Below are 24,363 nucleotides of genomic sequence, written 5' to 3' on the forward strand. Positions count from 1 at the left end.
GGCATAAAATGCCCACTGACTGTGCAACTACTCCCCAGGGGGTACCTTCCACAAATTTTTCACCGTAAGGAGCGCACGGGCGATATCCACCATGCGTTGGTTTTTATCCATCGCCATTTTGCGCAGGGCTGTCCACGCCTGCTCCTCGCTCATGTTCTGATGCGTCATTAGCACGCTTTTGGCCTTGTCGATGGTCTTGCGCTCCTCCAGCGTGTCGCGCAGGGAAGCAAGCTGACGGGAGAGTTGCTCAATTTCACGCGCCTGCTGGCGCACCAGCGGCAGCAGTGGTCTGTCCGGAAATCGCGCCAGGATATCGTCGTACTCATCGTCTACGTGCAGGTTTTCGCTATAGCGACGCTCCTCAACTGCCGTCATCAGATCGGCAATGGCCACCTCCTCCAGCGTGCGCAGATGCTCAAGGCGCGCGGTTTGCAGGGCAAACCATTTGAGGGCGGTATCGCCATTATCTGCCGGAGGCTGGCGGGTGCACGCTTCACGCCTGAGTTTTTCAGTCTCCAGACCCGGCTGACAGTTGAGGGTAAACGTCTCCTGCACGTCTGGAGTGCAATGGGAGATAAAAACCTCAAAGCAGGCCTGCTGGCCATCAATGCGATCCACCAGCCGCTGGCGAGTTTCATCGTCAAAGAATCCCTGGGTGAAACCAATAGCCCCTAACGCCCGCTCTTGTCCCACAAGTTCTTTGCCCTGCATCAGGCTGTAAAGGGCCACAAATCGGCCCGCGATGTGCGGATCGTCAATGCTGTCGCTGAGTTGAGGTACGATATTGAGCAGATGACGCAGTATGCGGCTGTAGTGTTCCATCGCCTGCGGCGCGGTGACGCGTTGACCTGTAACGCCATCACGCAGCACCGTCAGCGTTTCAAGGCCGTGCAGTGCGCTGGCGATACGTTCGCAGAGGGCGCTGCCCGGCAGCGGTTCGCTAAACAGGAGGTGCAATGCAGCAAGGTTTTCATCCACCAAAGCCCTGCTGGCCTTGCATTCAGGCCCGTACAATTTACCCTGCGAGCAGAGCCAGACATTTGACGCACCGCGTTCGCACTGTAGCATATGCACCAGTCGACTGATGCCGTTCACCAGTGCGCCCAGCTGCGCTAATCTGCCGAGCTGTTCCTCCCGCAGCATTCTTGCACGCTGGAACCATTCGGTCGCGCCAGGCGAACTGCCAGCCACTATCGTCATCGTTTCTCTCTCCGATACATTTTCTTCGGTATGAGAAGCAATATTCGTGCCTTTTCAAAGAACAGGAGTCAACATGCAGAAGATTGTGATCGTCGCCAACGGTGCGGCCTACGGCAGTGAATCCCTTTTTAACAGTCTGCGCCTGGCAATCGCGCTGCGCGATAAGGAGAGTGAGCTGGAGCTGCGCCTCTTTTTGATGTCCGATGCCGTCACGGCCGCGCTGAAGGGGCAGAAACCCGCTGAGGGCTACAACATACAACACATGCTGGAGATCCTGACCGCGCAAAACGTTCCGGTCAAGCTGTGCAAAACCTGTACCGACGGTCGCGGCATTACCGGGCTGCCCCTGATTGATGGCGTGGAAATTGGCACGCTGGTTGAACTGGCTGAATGGACTCTTACCGCTGATAAAGTATTAACTTTTTAATAATAAATCGCTAAAAATATTATTTTCTTATGGACGCGGTTTCAGCATCAAGTTTACCTGCGCCATTGCCGATAGGCATGGAAACAACACAGCAGGTATTACACTTATGTTCAGATCCATTCGCGCCCGCATCATTGCGGCGACGACAGGCTGTATGGTCGTCGCCCTTCTTCTTAATACCATTATCAACTTTCAGGTCACGCGCCAGGATAATCAGCAGTCGCAGCGCGATATACTGACCAGCACCAGCGCCAGCCACAATATGGCGATTGCCGACTGGGTCAAAAGCAAAATGACGGTGATTGCCTCCGCGCAGAGCATCGCGCTGGCTGACGATCCGGTTCCGGTGTTTAAGCAATTAGCCCAGGCGGGCGGCTTCACCAACGTCTACGCAGGCTACGCCAGCAAGACGGCGAAATTCTCCGATCCTGCGGGGGTCCCGGCGGATTATGACCCAACCATTCGTCCCTGGTATCAGCAGGTGGTGAGCACGGACGGCCCGGTTGTGACGGCGCCCTACGTTGATGCCGGGACCGGGAAGCTGGTGGTGACGTTTGCCGTACCGGTGAAGGAGAATGGTACTCTGAAAGCAGTGGTAGCGGGCGATGTCGCCATGGATAGCGTGGTGGCGAACGTGCGCGGGATCCACCCAACGCCTGCCAGCAGCGGGTTGCTCCTGAACAGCGACGGCACGGTTATTGCCGCCAACGAGCCGACCCTGACGCTGAAGCCGTTTACCGGGACGATCAAAGGCATCGACCTTGCGGCGCTGAAGAGCGGTAATCCGGTCGACGGGACGCTGAATGATGAGGAAAAAACCTTTATCGCCTCAGCCGTGCCGGGCACGAACTGGCTGCTGGTCGTCGCCCTCGACAGCAGCGACGCCACCTCCGGCATGCGTTCCTTGCTGAAAGCGTCGGCAATCTCGCTGGTGATTCTGGCGCTTCTGAGCGGCGCCATTGTCCACCTCCTGATAGCCCGCCTGCTTAAGCGCCTGTCCGACATTCGCGACGCGATGCACAGCATTGCCAACGGCACCAACGATCTGTCCCAGCGTCTGCCGGATAGCGGTGATGACGAAGTGGCGCAAATTGCGCAGGCGTTTAACGCCTTCAGCAATAAGCTCTCGGTGGTGATGGTCCAGCTTCGCGACGCCAGCGCCTCAGTGAAAAACGCCGCGCAGGAGATTGCGGCAGGCAACCAGGATCTCTCCGGACGTACCGAGCAGGCCGCGTCCAGCCTGCGTGAGACCGCCAGCGCCGTGGAAGAGATAACCGCCTCCGTTACCCAGTCGAATGAATCGGCCGAAGAAGCCAACGACCAGGCCAGTAAGGCCTCTGCGGCCGCAGCGCGCGGCGGCGAAGTTGTCTCGCAGGCAATCAGCACCATGCAGTCCATCGAAGTGGCTTCTGCAAAGATTGGCGATATCACCAGCGTGATTGACGGCATCGCCTTCCAGACCAACATTCTGGCGCTTAACGCCTCCGTCGAAGCGGCTCGTGCCGGTGAGCAGGGCCGTGGGTTCGCGGTCGTTGCGGGGGAAGTGCGTAATCTGGCCAGCCGCAGCGCTCAGGCGGCGAAAGAGATCAAATCCCTTATTGACTCAACTACCGAAAGCGTTGCAACCGGCTCCCGGTTTGTGCACCTTGCGGGCGACAGCATGGATGAGATCCGCGCCAGCGTCGGGAGCGTGTCTGGCATTATGCGTGAAATATCTATTGCCACCCGCGAGCAGATGAAAGGGATCCATGAAATTAACCACGCGGTGACTCACCTGGATCGCATGGTGCAGCAGAACGCTGAACTCGTTGTACAGTCTGCTGCGGCGGCCAGCGCGCTGCAAAGCCAGGCGGGCGACCTTGCTGAGACCGCTGGCCATTTCCGCATATAATTTTTCCCGGACGCGCGTTAAGCAGGGAAAACGCGCGTCGGCTGAAAGGTTTCAGAAATTTTGTCATTTTTGTTTAATCGTTGCGCCATTTTTTGATCGAAATCAGCATCACCCACCTTCCCCTTTGGTGTTATGCAATGAGTAAATTGTGAACAACATCACGCTCGGGATGGGCAAAAACGACAGGGTATAAAAAATGGCACGAGTTAAAACGAGTCTGAAACTGTTTGGCGGGGATACGGTAGTGGTGCGTTGCTCAGAACGTTGCCGCATCCATCTGATGAGTACAAAAGGGCAAAAGCAATCGCAGGCAGATATCCTTACCGTCCAGGATGATAAGGCCTGGCTGACGGTGCCTTACACCGGCACCTGGGATGTGCTGATCGACAGCCACAGCCAGTCGCTCGAACATTCCGTAAGTTACGTGGCAGCATAACCATAAACGCCCGGCCAGCCGGGCGTATTATCAGGCAAAACCCGGGCGCAGCGTATTGCTGAGCGGGTTCCCTTCCAGCAGCGCTTTAACCTTCACCACCAGCTCACTCAGACAGTCGTCCTGCATACCGAGACGCGTCAGCTCCTGATCGAGCGAGAAAAGGTACTGGGCGTTAGTGCCCAGCGGTCCACTGGCGGCGGCAATCAGCGGGGCAATCACCTGGGTTCGGGTGTCGGCTTCATACAGCGGGTGGCGCGGATCCATAATGAACACCAGCGCGTTGACGGTGCGGCCGTCGTCCAGTTCCAGCTTGCACCAGCTGGGCATATAGCAGCCGGTGATCATCTCGCGCTTCCACAGCAGCGTCAGCTCATCTTCCAGCGTGGTATCCGGCAGCCGGTATGCCACGCCCGTGGTGCGCCCGCCCTCTTTTAGTGCAAGCATACGTCCAGGCTGACAGGCGCTGCCGCGTCCGGCGGTCAGGCGCAAACAGAAGGCGCGGTGCCAGCCAGGCAGCGTTCCGGTTGCCGATTCAACAAACTCGAGCGCCGGGTTCCACATCAGCGAGCCGTAACCAAAAATCCAGACCGGGCCATCATCCGGGCGGCAGGCCAGCGTTGCCGCAAGCGACGCCGCACGTTGTTCAGCCGACCACAGAAGCGATTCCTCAATAGCACCAAATGCCGTCTTACAATCTGCCTTCATCAAGAAATCACGCGTTAACACATTCCACCTCCGCCACTGCATGCTTCCTTGCGACATCTTTAATGCGCCTTCCCGGCATTCTGTGCTGTTCATTTTAACAGCAGTTGAGCAACGATAAGCAATTCGCGGGCCAGATGCAATACAGCGGCAGTTCAACCGCCTGAAATGTCAAAATGGAGGCAGCGTATTATTCGGCAGCTATTTCTTTTTGTGCCATTTGTCATCATCCCCTTTCTCATAGTCATTTTTTACGGCGGCCCAGGCCACTTTATGCGCCGTCTCTTCACGGCTGGCATCGTCCCGGCGATCTTCTTTATCTTTGTACTGATCCCAGGCGCTGTTAAAGGCTTCTTTATAGATATCCTGAGCGTGGGCAGGCAGTACGTTTTGCACGTTATCCGGTAATTCGCTTTTCGATTCGTATGGCATCGTTAACCTCTCTTTTGGCTAAAAGATAAGTGTGGACGACGATACGCCAGGGTGCCAGCCGACAGCCAGAAATGAACTATTTAATAGCACAAACCATTGTTATTAAATTATTATTTTGTGTAAATAAGGTATTATAAGCTTCAGGAAGAAAAATCCCATTAAAGGGTAAAATTAAGTAAAAAATACAGGGTATTTAACCGTTTTCTGTTAATTTAACACCCTCAAAATCTATCTATAATTACAAGCACCTGCACTGTTGGAGAAACACATGACAGCAACACACGAGGCGGTAAAGACCCGCCACAAGGAGACCTCTCTCATTTTCCCGGTTCTGGCACTGGCTGTGCTGCTCTTCTGGGGAAGCAGTCAGTCATTGCCAGTGGTTGTGGGGATCAATATTCTGGCTCTGGTGGGTATTTTAACCAGTGCATTTAGCGTGGTACGCCATGCGGATGTTTTAGCCCACCGTCTTGGAGAGCCGTATGGGTCATTAATTTTAAGCCTTTCGGTTGTGATTCTTGAGGTCAGTCTAATTTCCGCATTAATGGCCACCGGCGACGCCGCACCAACGTTAATGCGCGATACGCTCTACTCCATCATTATGATTGTTACCGGCGGCCTGGTCGGTTTTTCGCTTTTATTAGGTGGCCGCAAATTTGCCACCCAGTACATGAACCTTTTTGGCATTAAACAGTATCTGATCGCCCTGTTCCCGCTGGCGATTATCGTGCTGGTATTCCCGATGGCATTGCCGGGCGCAAACTTCACCACCGGCCAGGCGCTGCTGGTGGCGCTGATTTCCGCGGCAATGTACGGCGTGTTCTTGCTGATCCAGACCAAAACGCACCAGAGCCTGTTTGTTTACGAGCATGAAGACGACGGCGACGATGATGACCCGCATCACGGTAAGCCGTCGGCCCACAGCAGCGCGTGGCACACGGTTTGGCTGATCGTGCATCTGATTGCGGTAATTGCGGTCACCAAGATGAATGCTAACCCGCTGGAGGCGCTGTTAACTGAACTGAACGCGCCGGTCGCCTTTACCGGTTTCCTGGTAGCCCTGTTGATCCTGTCGCCAGAAGGCCTGGGAGCGCTGAAAGCGGTGCTCAATAATCAGGTGCAGCGTGCGATGAATCTGTTCTTTGGCTCCGTTCTGGCGACCATCTCCCTTACCGTTCCGGTGGTAACGCTTATTGCCTTTATGACGGGGAATGAATTGCAGTTTGCGCTGGGTGCACCAGAGATGATTGTGATGGTAGCGTCGCTACTCCTGTGCCAGATTTCCTTCTCAACCGGCCGCACCAATGTGCTGAACGGCGCGGCGCATATGGCGCTGTTTATTGCGTATCTGATGACGATATTTGCGTAATTTTTTTGCCGGATGGCGCTGCGCTTACCCGGCCTACGAAACCCGTAGGCCCGCGCAAGCGTAGCGCCGCCGGGCAAAGAAAAACCCGCCGAAGCGGGTTTTTTTATTAGTTGCTGGTATCCAGCTCGTCGAAGCTCTTCACCAGATCGTCAATCGCTTTGATCTGTTTCAGGAATGGCTCCAGCTTATCCAGCGGCAGCGCGGATGGACCGTCGCATTTCGCGTTAACCGGATCCGGGTGCGCTTCAATGAACAGACCCGCCAGGCCGGTTGCCATACCGGCGCGCGCCAGTTCGGTCACCTGCGCACGACGCCCGCCAGACGCGGCGCCAAACGGGTCGCGACATTGCAGGGAGTGGGTCACGTCGAAAATCACCGGAGACTGGTTAGAGACGTTCTTCATTACGCTGAAGCCCAGCATATCCACAACCAGGTTGTCATAACCGAAGTTTGAACCACGGTCGCACAGGATCACCTGGTCGTTACCACCTTCGATAAACTTATCGACGATGTTACCCATCTGGCCAGGGCTCACGAACTGCGGTTTTTTCACGTTAATCACGGCACCGGTTTTCGCCATCGCTTCTACCAGGTCAGTCTGGCGCGCCAGGAACGCCGGAAGCTGAATCACGTCTACCACATCAGCCACGGGCTGTGCCTGAGACGCTTCGTGCACGTCGGTGATCACTTTCACGCCAAACGTCTGTTTCAGCTCCTGGAAAATCTTCATCCCCTCTTCCAGGCCCGGGCCACGGTAGGAGTGAATGGAGGAGCGGTTGGCTTTGTCAAAAGAGGCTTTAAACACGTACGGGATGCCCAGCTTCTGGGTCACGGTCACGTAGTGTTCGCAGATGCGCATAGCGAGATCGCGGGATTCCAGAACGTTCATACCGCCAAACAGCACGAACGGCAGGTCGTTTGCCACGTTGATATCACCAATGCTAACCACTTTTTGTTTCATAGGATCGCCTTATTCAGGTGTGAATCGGAATTAAGATTAATGCAGTGTAATGTGTTTATGCGCGATCGCGTTGATCTGCGCGCGAATCATTTCGCTGATCGGGTCTTCCGGACATTGCTCGACGAAATAATTCAAATCATTCAGCGCCACGTGCTCGCAGTCGAGCTGCGCATAAATCAGGCCGCGGTCGCGGATTTCGTACGGATCTTCCGGATTGAACTGCAACAGCACTTCGCTTGCGCGCAGGGCCAGCTCCATCTGACGCTCTTCCATCAGCGCAGACTTCAGCGTATCCAACAGCTTGCGGATCACTTCGGCGTTATCGGCTTCATCGAGATCTTCATTGAACAGCTCCGCTATCGGGCTGATGTTGCCTTTCAGCCAGACGTCCAGCGTATGCTCATCCAGCGTGTCCCCGTTAAACGGATTGATTAACCACATCTCACCGTCCAGCCACTCCGCCCGCAAAATCATCTGCGTCGGGAAAATGACCGGCACCAGTGGAATATCCAGTCGGTGCGCAACCCACAGTAAAATGGCGCCCAACGCGACGGCGCTACCCTGTCGATTTTTCAGCACCTGGTCGAGCCACAGTGCGTCAGACAGGCGATACACGCCTCGCGTGTCGCAGAAACCCCATTCGCCGTAGAAAAGCTCAATCAGCTTCTCTAATTGCCAGTCTTGCGGACGTGCCTGATTGATCTCTTCGCGCGCCAGGCTGACCAGATTTTCCAGTTCAGCGTAAACGTACTGTGATGTGAAATCGTCGCGGATCATCTCTGAAATCAGGATCATACCATCGCATAGCGGCACTTTGTTAAATTCGAAATCGGCTAAGGACCTCATGACTTACCCCAGTAACGGTATTCTTGTGGTGGCGAGTTTAATGATGATGTACAGCACCACCAGACCCAGCAGAAAGGCGATAAACCCTGTCTGCTGGCTGCGCGGACGATGACGCCCAAGCGCGATAAAACCCAAAACGATGTAGATGATAACGCCAAACAGCTTTTCAGTCAGCCATAGGCCTTTATCAGTAAATGGCAGATAGCCGGTCTTCCACATTAACCCGGCTCCGGAAAGGAACAGCACTGTGTCGATACCGTGTGGGGCGATACGTACCCAGCGGGCGTTAATCAGCGGATTATTGCTGTAGCGCCACCAGTAGCGGACAATGAAAAAGCCGATGGTCAGGGCAACGGAAACCAGGTGAACGGAGATCAGCAGCGTAAACAGGCTCATGGCCACTGCCCCAGCGTCAGACGTTCATTGCCGCCGTAATCCCGGCAGGTTTCCACGGCGGCGTATCCGGCACGCGTAAACAGTGCTCGCACCGCCTCTCCCTGCGTCCACCCATGTTCCACCAGCAGCCAGCCTCCGGGAAGCAAATGTTGCCGTGACGTTGTCACAATGTGATCGAGATCCGCAAGTCCCTGATTCGCAGCGACCAGCGCGGTCAACGGTTCAAAACGCACGTCGCCCTGCGCGAGATGCGGATCGTCTTCGTCGATGTAGGGCGGATTGCTGACAATCATTTCGAACATGCGGCTTTCAAGCGCGGCAAACCAGCTGCTTTGCAGAACGGAAACATTGTTCAACCCCAGCCGTTCAACGTTGCGCCGCGCGAGGGCGACCGCATCAGGCATCACGTCTACCGCCGTCACGGTGCAGTCCGGCCGCTCGCTGGCAAGCGCCAGCGCAATCGCACCGGTGCCGGTACCCAGATCGAGGATCTGACACGACTGCGCCGGTAACCGCGCCAGCGCCTGCTCCACCAGACACTCGGTGTCCGGGCGCGGGATCAGCGTCGCCGCTGAGACATACAGCGGAAGTGACCAGAACTCGCGCTCGCCAACCAGATGCGCCACCGGCTCGCCGGTTTTACGGCGGGCGAGCAGTGCCCCCAGCTGCGATAGCTGTTCAGCTGTCAGTTCGGTTTCGCCGAAAGCCAGCAGATACGTGCGGGCTTTACCCGTCACATGCTCAAGCAGAATTTCGGCGTCCCGCTTCGGGCTTTCACTTTCTGAAAGTTCACGGGCCGCCTCACGTAACCAGCGCTGAAAATCCATTAATCCTGCTCGGACAGCGCCGCCAGCTGGTCGGCCTGGTATTCCTGCACGATAGGCTCAATCAGCATATCGAGCTTGCCTTCCATTGCCTCATCCAGACGGTAGAGCGTCAGGTTGATGCGGTGGTCGGTTACGCGCCCCTGCGGGAAGTTATAGGTGCGGTTACGATCGCTACGGTCGCCGCTGCCCAGCAGGTTACGGCGGGTAGAGGCTTCCGCCTGCTGGCGTTTCGCCATTTCCGCCGCGTGGATACGGGCACCCAGCACGGATAACGCCTTAGCTTTGTTCTTGTGCTGGGATCGCTCGTCCTGACACTCAACCACAATCCCGGTGGGCAGGTGAGTAATACGGATAGCGGAGTCGGTGGTGTTAACGTGCTGACCACCCGCCCCTGAAGAGCGGAAGGTGTCGATGCGCAGATCCGCCGGGTTGATATCCGGCAGTTCCGCTTCCGGCAGCTCGGGCATGACCGCTACCGTACAGGCCGAGGTGTGAATGCGGCCCTGAGATTCTGTTGCAGGCACGCGCTGCACGCGGTGACCGCCGGATTCAAACTTCAGCCGACCATAAACGCCGTCGCCGCTGATTTTGGCGATAACCTCTTTGTAGCCGCCATGCTCGCCTTCGTTGGCGCTCATGATCTCCACGCGCCAGCGGCGTGATTCCGCATAACGGCTGTACATACGGAACAGATCTCCGGCGAACAGCGCCGCTTCGTCGCCGCCGGTACCGGCGCGGACTTCCACAAAAGCGTTACGCTCATCGTCCGGATCTTTTGGCAGCAGAAGGACCTGAAGCTGCTGCTCCATCTCTTCTGACCGCGCTTTAGCGTCCTGCAACTCTTCCTGGGCCATCTCGCGCATTTCAGGATCGTCGAGCATCATCTGCGCGGTTTCGATATCTTCCTGGACCTGTCGCCAGTCGGTAAAGCATTTTGAAACATCACTTAACTGCGCGTATTCACGCGACAGCGCGCGAAAACGTTCCTGGTCGGCAATGGTCCCGGCATCGCCGAGCAGCGCCTGGACTTCTTCATGGCGCTCGTGCAGAGCTTCCAGTTTAGCGACGATAGAAGGCTTCATAGGCGTAAATGCACCTTGTCTTAGAAAATGGGTATAGGGCGCTATTCCAGCCCGAGGCTGTTGCGCAGAATAGTCAGGCGTTCATCGTCCCCGTCACGGGCAGCCTGCTGAAGAGATTTGGTTGGGGCATGGATCAGGCGGTTGGTCAGTTTCCAGGCTAAATCCTGCATAATCGCCTGCGCGTCGCCGCCCTGTTCAAGGGCCGCTAACGCTTTGGCCGTCAGGTCATCACGCACCTGCTCCGCCTGACCGCGGTATTCGCGGATGGTCTCGCTGACGCTTTGCGCGCGCAGCCAGGCCATAAATTCGCTGGTTTCCTGTTCAACGATGGTTTCCGCCTGCACAGCCGCCGCCTTACGCTGGGCAAGGTTGTGCGAAATGATGCTTTGCAGGTCATCCACGCTGTACAGGTAGGCGTTCGCCAGTTTGCCCACTTCCGGTTCGACATCACGCGGAACGGCGATATCCACCAGCAGCATCGGCTGATTGCGGCGGGATTTCAGCGCACGCTCGACCATCCCTTTCCCGATAATCGGCAGCGGGCTGGCGGTAGAACTGATAATAATGTCCGCCTCTTTCAGACGTTCATCGATGTCGCTCAGCGCAATCACCTCAGCGCCCACTTCATCTGCCAGCACCTGCGCACGTTCGCGGGTGCGGTTAGCGATGATCATCTTCTTCACCTTGTGTTCGCGAAGATGGCGCGCCACCAGCTCGATGGTTTCGCCCGCCCCCACCAGCAGTACGGTGACGGTCGACAGCGATTCAAAGATTTGACGGGCAAGAGTACAGGCCGCGAAAGCAACCGAAACCGCACTGGCGCCAATGTCGGTTTCGGTTCGCACACGCTTCGCCACGGAGAATGACTTCTGGAACATTCGCTCCAGTTCGCTGGCTTTCAGATGCCCTTTCTGGGAATCCGCGAAGGCTTTTTTCACCTGGCCGAGGATCTGCGGCTCGCCCAGCACCAGCGAATCCAGACCGCTGGCCACACGCATCAGATGGCTGACCGCATCGTTATCCTGATGCCAGTACAGGCTGTTGCGCAGCTCTTCTTCGTTGAGGTTGTGATAGTCACATAGCCAGCGGATCAGCGCCTCGTGCAGGTTGTCCTGCTCTTCCACGCTTAAATAGAGCTCGGTACGGTTGCACGTCGACAGCACCACGCCACCCTGCACCATCGGCTGTGCAAGCAGGCTATCCAGCGCCAGGTCGAGCGTATCCGGCGAAAACGTAACGCGTTCTCGCAGTGAAACCGGGGCCGTTTTGTGGTTAATACCGAGTGCTAATAGGGTCATGTTGAGCGGGAGTAGTACCAGCGTTAATAAGGTTAGCAGGACGCATCATACAGGATGCGCGAGATCAATAAAAGAGACTGCCCCCTTTCGGAGTAATAGCTTACGCCGCGCTTTGAGATAATTTGAACGTAGACGGTGGCACCCTTCAACGCTAGCATTAACAGTTATAACTGCAACGTATCTCAAGGATTTGTCATCATTATGACCCGAATGATTCGCCTGCTGCCTCTGGCGGCCCTGGTTCTGACCGCCTGTTCCGTTCATCAGCCGAAAGGCCCGGGCAAAAGCCCCGACTCACCGCAGTGGCGTCAGCACCAGCAGGATGTGCTGAAATTAAGCCAGTACCAGACCCGCGGTGCATTTGCATATCTCTCTGACGAACAAAAAGTTTATGCTCGCTTCTTCTGGCAGCAAACGGGGCAGGACAACTATCGCCTGCTGCTGCTCAACCCGCTGGGCAGCACCGAGCTGGAGCTTAACGCGAAGCCTGGCGAAGCGCAGATCACCGATAACAAAGGCCAGCACTACACCGCGACCGACGCCGAAGAGATGATTGGCAAGCTGACCGGGATGCCGATTCCGCTCAATAGTCTGCGCCAGTGGATCCTTGGCCTGCCGGGTGACGCCACCGACTATACGCTTGATGACCAATACCGTCTGAGCCAGGTTAACTACACCCAGGGCGGTAAAACCTGGAAAGTGGTGTACAGCGCGTATGACAGCAAGACGCAACCATCGCTGCCGTCCAATATGGAGCTGACGCAGGGTAGCCAGCGTATTAAGCTGAAAATGGACAACTGGATCGTTAAATGATGACCCAATGGCCCTCTCCCGCAAAACTGAACCTGTTTCTCTACATTACCGGGCAGCGCGCTGACGGCTATCACACCCTGCAAACCCTGTTTCAGTTTGTCGACTACGGCGACACGATCTCAATCGAACCGCGTCAGGACGGGCAGATTTGCCTGCTGACGCCAGTCGACGGCGTGGCGCACGACGATAACCTGATCGTGCGCGCTGCCCGCCTGCTGATGAAAACGGCGTCGTCGTCGGATCGTCTGCCAGCGGGAAGCGGTGCGGATATCCGTATCGACAAACGCCTGCCGATGGGCGGCGGTCTTGGCGGCGGTTCGTCAAATGCTGCAACCGTTTTGGTGGCGCTTAACCATCTGTGGGGCTGCGGTCTGACAACGGACGAGCTGGCAGCGTTAGGGTTGACGCTGGGCGCCGATGTACCAGTGTTTGTACGCGGCCACGCGGCGTTTGCTGAAGGGGTGGGCGAAATCCTCACGCCGGTCGATCCGCCGGAAAAATGGTATCTGATCGTTCACCCTGGCGTGAGCATTCCTACCCCGGTCATCTTTAAAGATCCTGACCTGAAAAGAAATACCCCGGTACGGTCAATAAAAACGTTATTAAATTGTGAATTCAGCAACGATTGCGAGGATATCGCAAGAAAACGTTTTCGCGAGGTTGATGCGGTGCTTTCCTGGCTGTTAGAATACGCGCCGTCGCGCCTGACCGGTACAGGGGCCTGTGTCTTTGCTGAATTTGACACCGAATCCGCCGCCCGTCAGGTGCTTGAGCAAGCGCCGGATTGGCTGCATGGTTTTGTAGCACGCGGGATGAACACCTCCCCCCTACAGCAGGCCATTCTGGCGCAGACTGAGTTTCGGTGACAACGTCACCCTGTTCCAGACGTTGCATCGCGCTCTTTAATACACCGCCTGGATAGCGTTTGCTTAGGCCCCGCAGTTTGCGGCGAACGCTATCCACCACTGGACGCATGCCTGAGGTTCTTCTCGTGCCTGATATGAAGCTTTTTGCTGGTAACGCCACCCCGGAACTAGCACAACGTATTGCCAACCGCCTGTACACTTCCCTCGGCGACGCCGCTGTAGGTCGCTTTAGCGACGGCGAAGTCAGCGTACAAATTAACGAAAATGTACGCGGTGGTGATATTTTCATCATCCAGTCCACCTGTGCTCCAACGAACGACAACCTGATGGAATTGGTTGTTATGGTCGACGCGCTGCGTCGCGCTTCTGCTGGCCGTATCACTGCTGTTATTCCTTACTTTGGCTATGCACGTCAGGACCGTCGCGTCCGTTCCGCGCGTGTGCCAATCACCGCTAAAGTTGTCGCAGACTTCCTCTCCAGCGTCGGCGTTGACCGCGTACTGACGGTCGACCTGCACGCAGAGCAGATCCAGGGCTTCTTCGACGTGCCGGTTGATAACGTTTTCGGCAGCCCAATCCTGCTGGAAGACATGCTGCAACTGAATCTGGACAACCCGATTGTGGTTTCTCCAGACATCGGCGGCGTGGTACGTGCTCGAGCTATCGCGAAGCTGCTGAACGATACCGACATGGCGATCATCGACAAACGCCGTCCGCGTGCTAACGTTTCTCAGGTGATGCACATCATCGGTGACGTGGCTGGCCGCGACTGCGTGTTGGTGGACGACATGATCGATACCGGCGGTACGCTGTGTAAAGCCGCTGAAGCGCTGAAAGAGCGTGGTGCGAAACGCGTATTCGCTTACGCAACACACCCGATCTTCTCCGGCAATGCGGTAAACAACCTGCGTAACTCCGTCATCGACGAAGTTGTGGTGTGCGATACCATCCCACTGAGCGACGAGATCAAAGCGCTGCCAAACGTGCGTACGTTGACTCTGTCCGGGATGCTGGCCGAAGCGATTCGTCGTATCAGCAACGAAGAATCGATCTCTGCAATGTTCGAACACTGATCGAACACGGCCAAAAAACCCGCTACGGCGGGTTTTTTTGTTTATAGTATTTATTTGTATGACTTATGCCTCCTTCACCTGCCATTCATATGACAGATGATGCGCACACGGATGATAGATAATTGTGAAAAACGTAACCTCCTCACATGTTCTGCCCTTTCGCGCCCTCATCGACGCCTGCTGGAAAGAGAAATACACGTCGTCACGCTTCGTTCGTGACCTGATAGCCGGGATCACCGTCGGGATTATTGCCATCCCGCTGGCGATGGCACTGGCGATTGGTAGCGGCGTCGCGCCGCAGTACGGGCTGTACACCTCAGCCGTTGCGGGGATTGTGATTGCGCTGACGGGCGGGTCCCGCTTCAGCGTCTCCGGCCCAACTGCCGCCTTTGTGGTGATCCTCTACCCGGTTTCCCAACAGTTTGGTCTGGCAGGCCTGCTGGTTGCCACCCTGATGTCCGGCATCTTTTTAATTCTGTTCGGTCTGGCCCGCTTTGGTCGCCTGATTGAATATATTCCCCTTTCCGTGACGCTGGGGTTCACCTCGGGGATTGGGATTACCATCGGGACCATGCAGATTAAGGATTTCCTCGGCCTGCAAATGGCCCATGTTCCGGAGCACTACTTACAGAAAGTGGGCGCGCTGTTTATGGCGTTGCCGACGGCCAACCTGGGCGATGCAGCCATTGGCATCGTTACCCTCGGCACACTCATCGTCTGGCCTCGCTTAGGCATTCGTCTCCCGGGGCATCTCCCCGCTCTGCTGCTGGGCTGCGCGGTGATGGGCGTCGTCAACCTGCTCGGTGGACAGGTCGCCACCATTGGCTCCCAGTTCCACTATGTTCTGGCGGATGGCTCACAGGGTAACGGTATTCCGCAGCTGCTGCCGCAGCTGGTTCTGCCGTGGGACATGCCGGGCTCCAGCTTCACCCTGAGCTGGGATTCCCTTCGCGCTCTGCTGCCTGCCGCGTTCTCCATGGCAATGCTGGGCGCGATTGAATCCCTGCTCTGCGCCGTCGTGCTCGACGGCATGACCGGCACTAAGCACAAAGCCAACAGCGAACTGGTCGGTCAGGGCTTAGGGAACATCGTTGCACCGTTCTTCGGCGGTATTACGGCTACGGCTGCGATTGCCCGTTCCGCCGCGAACGTACGTGCGGGCGCGACATCACCGGTTTCCGCGGTCATTCACTCCCTGCTGGTGATCATGGCGCTGCTGATCCTTGCCCCACTGCTTTCATGGCTTCCGCTCTCTGCCATGGCTGCGCTGCTGCTGATGGTGGCCTGGAATATGAGTGAGGCGCATAAGGTGGTGAATCTGCTGCGCCGTGCGCCGAAAGATGACATCATCGTGATGCTGATCTGCATGTCGCTGACCGTGCTGTTTGATATGGTTATCGCTATCAGCGTCGGCATAGTGTTGGCCTCGCTGCTGTTTATGCGCCGCATCGCGCAGATGACGCGTCTCTCCCCGGTTAACGTTGAGGTGCCTGAAGATGTGCTGGTGTTGCGCGTGATTGGCCCGCTGTTCTTCGCCGCGGCGGAAGGTTTGTTCAGCGATCTGGCGTCCCGCATCGCGGGCAAACGGATTGTGGTGCTGAAGTGGGATGCCGTCCCGGTGCTGGATGCCGGCGGTCTGGATGCCTTCCAGCGCTTTGTTGCCCGCCTGCCGGAAGGCTGCGAGCTGCGGATCAGTAACCTCGAATTCCAGCCCCTGCGCACCATGGCGCGCGCGGGCGTACAGCCGATCCCTGGCCGATTGTCCTTCTACCCTAACCGTGAAGCTGCATTAGCGGATCTGTGAGTCATCAGATGCAGAGATACGTCTTTGCATCATCACCCCGATCGCCTGCTGGAGCCATTCAAGCACGGCAGGCGTCATCCACGTGCCTTTCATCAGATGCGGCTCCTGCTGCATGGCAAGCCGAAATTTTTGCTGGGTCTGCGGGTTTGTTCCCGCATAGGACTGGAATAAAACCAGCCACTTTTCTGCCAGCTTTTGCGCATCGTCAGAAGCGGGACTGAGATTATCCCGCTGCGCCTGATGTAGCTTTGCCACCAGCGGCGGCCACTCCATCATCCGGTCAAAGTAGTGCGCCCGGGTAAAGGCCATCTCTTCGGCAGTGAGATATTTCTCCCAGATGCTGAGCTTTGATTCGGCAAACGCCCGCGTGATGTAATCCGTAATCTCCGGTGTAATGCCGGTTTGCTCCTGCATCTGCGGCTCCACGCTGTGCATTTCGTTCAGACGGGTCAAAAATTCCGGTTTGCCTGCGGTATCCTGTTCCAGGCGTTCCATCCACCGTGAAGCCAAATCGGTCGCCCGCGCGTCCGTGACGCTGACGTTCTGTTCCAGCAAGCGTTTAACCTCCGTCACCAGACCCGACCAGATATCCGCCAGCGCCTCTTTCTCTACCGCAAACGGCAGTTGCTGCAACTCTTCTTTGCTAAACCAGCGATCGTACATATTCATTAACTCCAGAGTCTGTAGCCAGGATTCCAGATCCGGCGTCGCATCGTCGGTCAGCCCGGTACGCAATTCCACCAGCCGGTTGCGCAGCGTATGGATGCTACGCAGTTGCTTGTCCAGCAAAGTGATTTGCCCGTCGAGTAATTCCGCTAATGACAGCGAACGCTGTTCCAGAAAATCCCTGATTTCGGCAAGCTCCAGCCCGGCTTTTGCCAGCGTCTGGATCATATGCAGACGCTGCACATCCGCCAGGTTATAAAGCCGGTAGCCTGCCGCGCTTCTGGCAGAAGGTAACAACAGCCCTGTTTGCTCGTAGTGATGCAAAGTCCGCACGGTGATCCCAGCACGTTTCGCCAGTTCACCCACCTGAATCAACATAACGGCTCCTTTTGTTCTGCCAGTGTTGCTACTCTGAAGCCTTACGTTACGTGAGGGTCAATGCGTCATGCAAAAAAAAACGACTTCAGATGAAGTCGTTTCGGTGTTCTTTATGGGGCACTAGCCGTGCTTATGCTGGTCGCGGCGGCATCGTTTATCGTAATGGCGCACCCACCAGTATTTATCGCAGACTTCCTCATGTCCGCTCACGCGCGCCCCGGCGAGCCACAATACCGCACCGAGGAAGATACTCAGCACCGCGCCATGCGCAAAGTATTGTGGGAGGTCAAGCTGCGGTAATTGGTTTAAAATTGAATAACCGACACCGGCGACCATCACGAACAGTCCCAACCCCATTAGCACGTTACCGAGCATTGAAGCGTTTTTGCGTTTCATATGTCACCTCCGGAACTTTGGGTTGTCAGGGGAAAAACCCCTTCTCCTTGTGTGTAAAGTATAGACAACGCCACTTATATGAGTTGCGTGAATGATCACATTTACAGATAACTCCCGGACAAAAATTTACAAATAAGACATTGAACAGCTTGAAATTCTAATTGTTCAAAGAAGAAATTATTCGCATTTCGGTGTACAGCAGGCAGAACTTTGTCAAGCGGCGCGCCAGACAGTAAACTACGCGCCAGATCTGGAACCCATTAGGAAGTAAATCGTGACGATTAAACTGATTGTCGGCCTCGCCAATCCGGGCGCAGAGTATGCCGCTACCCGCCATAACGCCGGCGCCTGGTATGTTGATCTGCTGGCGGAACGTCTGCGCGCGCCCCTGCGTGAAGAACCCAAGTTTTACGGGTATACCTCACGCATCAATCTTGCGGGTGCCGACGTGCGGTTGCTGGTGCCAACCACCTTTATGAACCTGAGCGGCAAAGCCGTGTCGGCCATGGCAACGTTCTATCGCATCAATCCGGATGAGATCCTGGTGGCCCACGACGAACTGGATCTGCCGCCAGGCGTGGCGAAGTTCAAGCTGGGCGGCGGTCATGGCGGCCACAACGGCCTTAAAGACATCATCAGCAAACTGGGTAATAACCCTAATTTCCACCGTTTGCGCGTGGGAATCGGCCATCCGGGCGATAAAAACAAAGTTGTTGGTTTCGTACTGGGTAAACCACCGGTTTCTGAGCAGAAGTTGATTGACGAAGCGGTAGACGAAGCGGCCCGCTGCACCGAGATTTGGCTTCAGGACGGCCTGACGAAAGCCACCAATCGACTGCACGCTTTCAAAGCGCAATAATCGGCGCCATGGGGCTTTTTTACCGCGCGTCGCGCGGGTTACGTGTATAATAGGCGTAGTTATTTACTTTTCTTCAATCGGTTATCGTTAACGGATTGATTATCAAGATATTAAGGTGATTTAGAAATGGGATTCAAATGCGGTATCGTCGGTCTGCCAAACGTGGGCAAATCCACCCTGTTCAACGCGCTCACCAAGGCAGGTATTGAAGCGGCGAACTTCCCGTTCTGTACCATCGAGCCGAACACCGGTGTTGTTCCTATGCCCGATCCGCGTCTGGACCAGCTCGCAGAAATTGTGAAGCCGCAGCGCATTCTGCCAACTACCATGGAGTTCGTGGACATCGCGGGCCTGGTAAAAGGCGCATCCAAAGGTGAAGGCCTGGGCAACCAGTTCCTGACCAACATCCGTGAAACCGAAGCGATCGGCCACGTTGTGCGCTGCTTCGAGAACGACAACATTATCCACGTTAACAACAAAGTGGATCCGGCTGACGACATCGACGTCATCAACACCGAGCTGGCCCTTTCTGACCTCGACACCTGCGAGCGCGCCATTCACCGCGTGCAGAAGAAAGCGAAAGGCGGCGACAAGGACGCGAAAGCGGAACTGGCTGCCCTGGAAAAATGTCTGCCACAGCTGGAAAACGCGGGCATGCTGCGCGCGCTGAAAAACCTGACTGAAGAAGACAAAGCGGCGATCAAATACCTGAGCTTCCTGACCCTGAAGCCAACCATGTACATCGCCAACGTTAACGAAGACGGTTTCGAGAACAACCCGTACCTCGACAAAGTGCGTGAAATTGCCGCTGCTGAAGGTTCTGTGGTTGTTGCCGTGTGCGCGGCCGTTGAATCTGATATCGCCGAGCTGGACGATGCCGACCGTGAAGAGTTCATGGCCGAACTGGGTCTGGAAGAGCCGGGCCTGAACCGCGTGATCCGCGCGGGCTATGAGCTGCTGAACCTGCAAACCTACTTCACTGCTGGCGTAAAAGAAGTGCGTGCGTGGACCATCCCTGTGGGTGCGACTGCGCCTCAGGCGGCCGGTAAGATCCACACCGACTTCGAGAAGGGCTTCATTCGTGCGCAGACTATCGCGTTTGAAGACTTTATCACCTACAAGGGTGAGCAAGGCGCGAAAGAAGCTGGCAAGATGCGTGCTGAAGGGAAAGACTACATCGTTAAAGATGGCGATGTGATGAACTTCCTGTTCAACGTCTGAGTCGTCTTGAATAAAAAAAATCCACGCCCTGGCGTGGATTTTTTTATTGGGGGGTCAAAACACATTGTCTAAAAGTTCTGCCTTCATACTGGGTTCGAAGGGAATGATTTCGGCAGTCGCAAGCTTCAACGCCTGAAAGGGATCCTCGCGCAAGCGCTCTTCGAGAGAGACCAGACTCTCGCATTTAGCGAGTATGACTCCACCGGTTCTTGGGATCCGTCTACCCGATGCCAGAAATATCCCCTCTGCATACCCCTTTTTTAGCCACTCCACATGAGCAGGTATCGCTGCGTCAACCTCTTCAAGGGGTTTGATATAGGTCAATATGACAATGTAAACCGTACTCATCCTTTGCCTCTTAGCTCTGTTTTAAACCGCTTGTTGGAACTGCTTATTCGGCCCTCTTTGGCTACCGGTTATTGTTATCGTTTTTTGGCGCTTTTGATGTTAATACGCTGGGCCCAATTGAGACAAAGCATTACGCTTCATATCCCAGGAATAAAACCACTCATGCCAGCCGTTTTGCTTTTCCGCATAGCTACAGACCACAACCACTTCCTTTGACAGGTTGAAAGTTAAGTAATAGAAAAATGCGCCTTCAGGAGGTGCAGACCAAAATAGTTTTTCGCCCTGCGCATTGAAGATGGTCAAAACGGTTGGTAATGGCTTTGGCTCGCTTAACGTAAAGACTAACTGGCGAGTTGAGTCGACCATTGCATAGTCTAAAAACGGCATACTAACCAGTATGTTACTTGCACCACATACCCATTGAACCAGGTCATTTTCTTTAATAAAAATGAGATTTTCAATCATTGGTAAACCTCAACTTTTAAAGTTTGATCTGTTTCAAATCACCTTCAAAAAGCCCCACAAGATATACCCGATATCGGGCTGGCTGCACTTCTTTATACGTTAATACAGTAGAAAATTCTTTTAAACAATTTGAACATGCTTTTTTCGAAATGTGTAATTGGCTTTCATCATAGCTAAATTCATTATGATCGCTAACAAGCTTCACTCCTCTCATTTTCTTAACCAAAAAGTATTTTACCTCTTCAGAGAGCGTGTCAAACTCATATGAGTTTACTATGGAATAGACTATTACACCCTCGCATTCAAGGCATGCTATTTTTGCGCCATAATCTATAAAGTCATTATCAATGCCATCCAGGACTAATATCTTCTTTTTCAGTCGATTAGTTATTTTCATTTTTTTAGATTTTAACTTTATTAATAAAAAAGTAAGGCGAGAAGAAAATGAGGGGTTTTATTAATTAATAACATTGTTTAATCAAACATTCCATTCGATATAAATACCACAATCGAAGCTTTTTTCATTAGACTGTACAACAATACTTCCCCATTCATGCTCCCATTGAATTCCATATGGGGGGGTTGTAATTTTAAGTTTAGGCTTTGAGGTTATTTCACTCTCAACCCAGGCTGTCAAGCGTTGCTGCTCATCCGATAAATTACTCAGACTAGCCCTTTTATCCCAATCCTCTAGCGTTTTATAAAAATTTCCATCCTTACTAGTAAGGAATAATGATGGAGTAAAAGAAAATGCTGAGGGCCTCAGTTCCAAAATGAAAACTTGATCTTTCCATTTAATATTATCGATAGCGAAATAAAAAGGACCTATTTTAGCCAATGGCGAGAAGAACTTGTAAAATGCGGAATTTTTAAAAGTATCAACATCTTTTAATTCGATTGGGTAGTTGTTAATTGCTACAAATCCAGTATGAACATCAAGTTTCATTTCTAACATATCTAAACAACCTTGTCTGGAAGTGACTACGTTATATTCCAAACTATATATATCCCATGATTAAACGACTTTGTCTCATATGAGACTGAAACCCGCCCCCACGCAAAGTTCCACCTAATGATGTCTGTTTCCATGGTATCAGGCGTGTCCAGGTTTAGTGATTCTTTCAGCCAATCAGACAAACTTTTTACTGATTCATTTAGTATGTGAATATTAGTTCGAGCATTCCAATCATTTAATGCTTTATAGTATTGACTGTTTTTATCAACAAGATGAAGCATAAAAGGAAAACCATAGCACACTGGGCGTATAGTAACTTGAAATTCTTTATCGGAAAACACTGCTGAGTCAACAAGGTAGTGATTTGGCATGGTTTTCTTAACGGCTTTGTGCTTTACTAATTCGCGGTATAAATCACACTTACAAAAGCCTTCTTCAGTATCAATTTCCAAAGGCAGATCATCAAGATTTAGTTCACCTGTAATCGGTTTAAATTTTAATTCAATCATTTTGTCCTGGTTTACTTTTTATTGTCTGACAAGATCTTAATAATATAATCGACTCAACATGAGAACATCCATATGAGGAGCATTTTCCGCGTACAAATTATATTTATTATAACCATTTACAATGACACCCGCATAACAATAAAGTCTTATTGCCAGTGGTGCAATAAGTCAATCCACATTTCTTTTTCCTCAGCGTTAATTTTTATGCCATCTCTACTTTGTTTTACATACTGCATGTACGTTTCATAAATTGCTCTTATTATCACCGTTTTTTCAGTGCGAGATCCTTCAATCAAAGTCATTAGTTTTTCTAAATAAATTGATGAATCCACTCTTTCGTTGAAAAAAAACCTGAGATAATCGAGTACTTCATTATATGAATCGTAATTCATGATAGGCATCCCTGATTTCATACACTGGTTTGTTTGGCACATCCAATTCTGGAGATACTCGGATATCTGCGTCTCGCTTTCCAGCAGTAGCTTACGCAGGCTCCGTTCGCCCCTTCCCAGCGCTTCTGCCCTTCGATATCCATTATCCGCTCTGGCGTGCCGTTGGGCTGGCAGTGGAACCAGAAGATCTCTGGGGCATTAACGTCGTCAGCATGTGCCAACGGGTCATCACTGTCTGGTCGCAGTATACTTAGGTCATCGGCACGTCCCCGTGCACCTCCTGCAGCAGGCGGTTATGGGTAATTTTCTCAATCGCCCTTCGAACGGATTATCATCAGCGGCGAACAGGTTTTGAATAAAGTTAAAAGAAGGAAATCAGCATAATGCGTGATATATAAAATAAAATCTGTAATTAATATATTTCTAATGTCCCTCATAGGGGAGGGTAAGGATTGGGACGAGTCAAGAGTCATTTACCCTTCCCCATGCATCAACCTACTCACCTCCCATAAAAAAACAAACATAATAAACAACCTGAAAAAATCAATTCCCCGTATAACTATTAGTTAGCAAAAATAAAAGTAAATATCACGTATCAAATCTCCATCCGCTTCATCAACGGTTCTTGTTTTGACTTTATTAAAGTCAGCTAAAATACCTTTCACTGGCACATCAGGCTTTGATATGTCATCATAAAATGCTTCCTGTTGACTTTCCCGAACATATTTTTTTATTAAAAAAACAAGATTCTTTCGTAACTTTTCCACTGTCATTCATTTTACTCCTGAATTTTAATAACACATTCGAAAAAAACAGATTACCTCCTGACACCGATGGTAATAGCATAACCTTAGCAAAATAATACGGGATATTAAGTAAAAACCCATCCAGCCATTTTTATTTAATATTTTACTGCCATATATTGAACAACTGTTTCCATATCTCCTGTTCCTCATGAGTAGGGACTCTATAATCTTGAGTCTTTCGCCTATATTCCATAAAACATGAGTCTATAGCTCGAATAGCCACCATTTTTTCTTTTCGACAATCATCTAAAATAGATTGCATATCCTGCAAACAATTAGAATCAAGAATATATTTTTGAAAAAACAGCTCCAGGAAATCTAAAACTTCATTGTAAGATTGTAAATTTATCATGGTTCCTCTGGCAGAATATCAATCTTGTCGAAATTAATAACTCTATTTTCAGCATGCAGCTGTTGAACATTACCTTGGCTGTATTCAGGGTATGCCTTAGTAAACGGTTCAAGTGGCGCTCCTGGTCTATCGCCGAACATTCTCGGGGTTCGCACTTGCGGAACACCATTTTCATATAATTGAAGCGTATCAAACTCAGCTCTAAGACGTCCATCACTCCATGATTTATCCAAAGGATCAAGTGGATTCAATTTATCTGCTCCTTTGATCTGGAATGCATCTCTTACTGTGCGGCCGGAGTCTAATCTATCAAAACCAAAATAAGTGACTGGTGCGGATTTGGATTCAAATGTTTTAGGCACCCATGCATTAATAGTACCATCATCCTCAAGATACCTCATATAGCGATAGGCTGTAGAAGGCATTGTAGCGCTTGGCCCCGCTGGACCGACGTAGAAATCAGGTTTCGTTTTACCGCTACACTCACGGCTTAACCCCCACGGATCCACCCATCCCAGCGCATTCGGCGCATACTGGTAAAGATTTATCCCCCCCGCCAGCCCTATCGGGTCCTGCTGCGTAAACCGTCCGCA

Annotated in this window: 30 protein-coding genes; 10 read left to right on the forward strand and 20 right to left on the reverse strand. The window is 53.0% G+C overall.

The genetic code is table 11. The features are described from left to right. Positions 1 to 27: 27 nt before the first annotated feature. The gene (nasR, locus tag IM282_RS01430; RefSeq protein ID WP_045308278.1) at positions 28 to 1,200 is read right to left on the reverse strand and encodes a nitrate regulatory protein NasR; all 1,173 of its coding nucleotides are present in this window, start codon (positions 1,198 to 1,200) and stop codon (positions 28 to 30) included. Between the two features lie 73 nt (positions 1,201 to 1,273). Here nasR and IM282_RS01435 point away from each other — a divergent pair, with 73 nt between their 5' ends. The 3 genes from IM282_RS01435 (at position 1,274) to IM282_RS01445 (ending at position 3,954) form a co-directional block, all read left to right on the forward strand. After that, entirely contained in the window at positions 1,274 to 1,627 is a 354-nt protein-coding gene (locus tag IM282_RS01435) for a DsrE/DsrF/TusD sulfur relay family protein (RefSeq protein ID WP_023300288.1), read from the forward strand. Positions 1,628 to 1,733: 106 nt separating this feature from the next. Beyond that, positions 1,734 to 3,518 carry a methyl-accepting chemotaxis protein gene (locus IM282_RS01440; RefSeq protein WP_023306429.1) on the forward strand — a complete coding sequence of 595 codons (1,785 nt, stop codon included), beginning with the start codon at positions 1,734 to 1,736 and terminating at the stop codon, positions 3,516 to 3,518. 196 nt (positions 3,519 to 3,714) lie between these two features. Continuing rightward, positions 3,715 to 3,954: a hypothetical protein gene (locus IM282_RS01445; RefSeq protein ID WP_015570352.1), complete on the forward strand. Its 240-nt coding sequence runs from the start codon at positions 3,715 to 3,717 to the stop codon at positions 3,952 to 3,954. Between the two features lie 30 nt (positions 3,955 to 3,984). Here IM282_RS01445 and IM282_RS01450 read toward each other — a convergent pair whose 3' ends face one another. Next, positions 3,985 to 4,680: a gamma-glutamylcyclotransferase gene (locus IM282_RS01450; RefSeq protein ID WP_017384255.1), complete on the reverse strand. Its 696-nt coding sequence runs from the start codon at positions 4,678 to 4,680 to the stop codon at positions 3,985 to 3,987. Between the two features lie 177 nt (positions 4,681 to 4,857). After that, positions 4,858 to 5,088 (reverse strand): putative cation transport regulator ChaB, encoded by a 231-nt coding sequence (gene chaB, locus IM282_RS01455; RefSeq protein WP_165716338.1) that lies wholly within the window; start codon positions 5,086 to 5,088, stop codon positions 4,858 to 4,860. A 268-nt stretch (positions 5,089 to 5,356) separates the two neighbouring features. Between chaB and chaA the strand changes: the two genes are divergently transcribed. Beyond that, positions 5,357 to 6,457: a sodium-potassium/proton antiporter ChaA gene (chaA, locus tag IM282_RS01460; protein ID WP_003856672.1), complete on the forward strand. Its 1,101-nt coding sequence runs from the start codon at positions 5,357 to 5,359 to the stop codon at positions 6,455 to 6,457. A gap of 106 nt (positions 6,458 to 6,563) precedes the next feature. Here chaA and kdsA read toward each other — a convergent pair whose 3' ends face one another. The 6 genes from kdsA to hemA are packed head-to-tail and all read right to left on the reverse strand — an operon-like array spanning position 6,564 to position 11,867. Then, positions 6,564 to 7,418 carry a 3-deoxy-8-phosphooctulonate synthase gene (gene kdsA, locus IM282_RS01465; protein ID WP_022648375.1) on the reverse strand — a complete coding sequence of 285 codons (855 nt, stop codon included), beginning with the start codon at positions 7,416 to 7,418 and terminating at the stop codon, positions 6,564 to 6,566. A gap of 36 nt (positions 7,419 to 7,454) precedes the next feature. Beyond that, complete coding sequence (sirB1, locus tag IM282_RS01470; RefSeq protein ID WP_022648376.1) at positions 7,455 to 8,264, reverse strand: invasion regulator SirB1; 810 nt, start codon at positions 8,262 to 8,264, stop codon at positions 7,455 to 7,457. Positions 8,265 to 8,267: 3 nt separating this feature from the next. After that, positions 8,268 to 8,660, reverse strand: coding sequence for an invasion regulator SirB2 (gene sirB2, locus IM282_RS01475; protein WP_022648377.1), 393 nt, complete (start codon positions 8,658 to 8,660; stop codon positions 8,268 to 8,270). After that, the gene (prmC, locus tag IM282_RS01480; RefSeq protein WP_192970033.1) at positions 8,657 to 9,487 is read right to left on the reverse strand and encodes a peptide chain release factor N(5)-glutamine methyltransferase; all 831 of its coding nucleotides are present in this window, start codon (positions 9,485 to 9,487) and stop codon (positions 8,657 to 8,659) included. The genes sirB2 and prmC overlap by 4 nt, the downstream gene beginning before the upstream one ends. Continuing rightward, on the reverse strand, positions 9,487 to 10,569 hold the full coding sequence (gene prfA / locus IM282_RS01485) for a peptide chain release factor 1 (protein ID WP_003856667.1): 1,083 nt from the start codon (positions 10,567 to 10,569) through the stop codon (positions 9,487 to 9,489). Before prfA ends, prmC begins: the two co-directional genes overlap by 1 nt. Before the next feature lie 41 nt (positions 10,570 to 10,610). Continuing rightward, positions 10,611 to 11,867, reverse strand: coding sequence for a glutamyl-tRNA reductase (hemA, locus tag IM282_RS01490; protein WP_003856666.1), 1,257 nt, complete (start codon positions 11,865 to 11,867; stop codon positions 10,611 to 10,613). Between the two features lie 201 nt (positions 11,868 to 12,068). Here hemA and lolB point away from each other — a divergent pair, with 201 nt between their 5' ends. The 4 genes from lolB (at position 12,069) to dauA (ending at position 16,423) form a co-directional block, all read left to right on the forward strand. After that, positions 12,069 to 12,680 carry a lipoprotein insertase outer membrane protein LolB gene (lolB, locus tag IM282_RS01495; RefSeq protein ID WP_003856665.1) on the forward strand — a complete coding sequence of 204 codons (612 nt, stop codon included), beginning with the start codon at positions 12,069 to 12,071 and terminating at the stop codon, positions 12,678 to 12,680. Continuing rightward, complete coding sequence (gene ispE / locus IM282_RS01500; RefSeq protein WP_058646415.1) at positions 12,677 to 13,546, forward strand: 4-(cytidine 5'-diphospho)-2-C-methyl-D-erythritol kinase; 870 nt, start codon at positions 12,677 to 12,679, stop codon at positions 13,544 to 13,546. Before lolB ends, ispE begins: the two co-directional genes overlap by 4 nt. Positions 13,547 to 13,671: 125 nt before the next feature. Next, positions 13,672 to 14,619, forward strand: coding sequence for a ribose-phosphate diphosphokinase (gene prs, locus IM282_RS01505; RefSeq protein ID WP_003856663.1), 948 nt, complete (start codon positions 13,672 to 13,674; stop codon positions 14,617 to 14,619). Positions 14,620 to 14,743: 124 nt separating this feature from the next. Further along, positions 14,744 to 16,423: a C4-dicarboxylic acid transporter DauA gene (gene dauA / locus IM282_RS01510; RefSeq protein ID WP_023306435.1), complete on the forward strand. Its 1,680-nt coding sequence runs from the start codon at positions 14,744 to 14,746 to the stop codon at positions 16,421 to 16,423. Here the strand turns inward: dauA and IM282_RS01515 are convergent. Beyond that, positions 16,409 to 17,467 carry a MerR family transcriptional regulator gene (locus IM282_RS01515; protein WP_063146345.1) on the reverse strand — a complete coding sequence of 353 codons (1,059 nt, stop codon included), beginning with the start codon at positions 17,465 to 17,467 and terminating at the stop codon, positions 16,409 to 16,411. The genes dauA and IM282_RS01515 overlap by 15 nt on opposite strands. Positions 17,468 to 17,587: 120 nt before the next feature. Then, positions 17,588 to 17,863: a stress-induced protein YchH gene (ychH, locus tag IM282_RS01520; RefSeq protein WP_022648382.1), complete on the reverse strand. Its 276-nt coding sequence runs from the start codon at positions 17,861 to 17,863 to the stop codon at positions 17,588 to 17,590. Between the two features lie 274 nt (positions 17,864 to 18,137). Between ychH and pth the strand changes: the two genes are divergently transcribed. Beyond that, positions 18,138 to 18,722 (forward strand): aminoacyl-tRNA hydrolase, encoded by a 585-nt coding sequence (gene pth, locus IM282_RS01525; RefSeq protein ID WP_032624091.1) that lies wholly within the window; start codon positions 18,138 to 18,140, stop codon positions 18,720 to 18,722. 126 nt (positions 18,723 to 18,848) lie between these two features. After that, a complete protein-coding gene (gene ychF, locus IM282_RS01530; RefSeq protein ID WP_010432886.1) occupies positions 18,849 to 19,943 on the forward strand; it encodes a redox-regulated ATPase YchF in 1,095 nt (364 codons plus the stop codon). A gap of 54 nt (positions 19,944 to 19,997) precedes the next feature. Here ychF and IM282_RS01535 read toward each other — a convergent pair whose 3' ends face one another. From IM282_RS01535 to IM282_RS01575, 9 genes are all read right to left on the reverse strand, one after another. Then, positions 19,998 to 20,291, reverse strand: a complete 294-nt coding sequence (locus IM282_RS01535) for a YciI family protein (protein ID WP_038416202.1) — start codon at positions 20,289 to 20,291, stop codon at positions 19,998 to 20,000. Between the two features lie 99 nt (positions 20,292 to 20,390). Next, on the reverse strand, positions 20,391 to 20,756 hold the full coding sequence (locus IM282_RS01540) for a hypothetical protein (RefSeq protein ID WP_038416203.1): 366 nt from the start codon (positions 20,754 to 20,756) through the stop codon (positions 20,391 to 20,393). Positions 20,757 to 20,772: 16 nt separating this feature from the next. After that, positions 20,773 to 21,153 (reverse strand): hypothetical protein, encoded by a 381-nt coding sequence (locus IM282_RS01545; RefSeq protein ID WP_192970034.1) that lies wholly within the window; start codon positions 21,151 to 21,153, stop codon positions 20,773 to 20,775. Positions 21,154 to 21,234: 81 nt separating this feature from the next. After that, positions 21,235 to 21,711: a hypothetical protein gene (locus IM282_RS01550; protein WP_126490332.1), complete on the reverse strand. Its 477-nt coding sequence runs from the start codon at positions 21,709 to 21,711 to the stop codon at positions 21,235 to 21,237. A gap of 26 nt (positions 21,712 to 21,737) precedes the next feature. Then, positions 21,738 to 22,220 carry a hypothetical protein gene (locus IM282_RS01555; protein WP_070533130.1) on the reverse strand — a complete coding sequence of 161 codons (483 nt, stop codon included), beginning with the start codon at positions 22,218 to 22,220 and terminating at the stop codon, positions 21,738 to 21,740. A 146-nt stretch (positions 22,221 to 22,366) separates the two neighbouring features. After that, positions 22,367 to 22,612 carry a hypothetical protein gene (locus tag IM282_RS01560; protein ID WP_038416206.1) on the reverse strand — a complete coding sequence of 82 codons (246 nt, stop codon included), beginning with the start codon at positions 22,610 to 22,612 and terminating at the stop codon, positions 22,367 to 22,369. A 17-nt stretch (positions 22,613 to 22,629) separates the two neighbouring features. Continuing rightward, positions 22,630 to 22,833, reverse strand: a complete 204-nt coding sequence (locus tag IM282_RS01565; protein ID WP_071881494.1) for an RHS domain-containing protein — start codon at positions 22,831 to 22,833, stop codon at positions 22,630 to 22,632. 345 nt (positions 22,834 to 23,178) lie between these two features. Continuing rightward, complete coding sequence (locus IM282_RS01570) at positions 23,179 to 23,385, reverse strand: hypothetical protein (RefSeq protein ID WP_045261114.1); 207 nt, start codon at positions 23,383 to 23,385, stop codon at positions 23,179 to 23,181. A gap of 381 nt (positions 23,386 to 23,766) precedes the next feature. After that, on the reverse strand, positions 23,767 to 24,363 hold a 597-nt coding region (locus tag IM282_RS01575), incomplete at its 5' end, for an RHS repeat-associated core domain-containing protein (protein ID WP_305038532.1).

The organism is Enterobacter cloacae complex sp. P29RS, from assembly GCF_014893445.1.
Taxonomy (GTDB): domain Bacteria; phylum Pseudomonadota; class Gammaproteobacteria; order Enterobacterales; family Enterobacteriaceae; genus Enterobacter; species Enterobacter intestinihominis.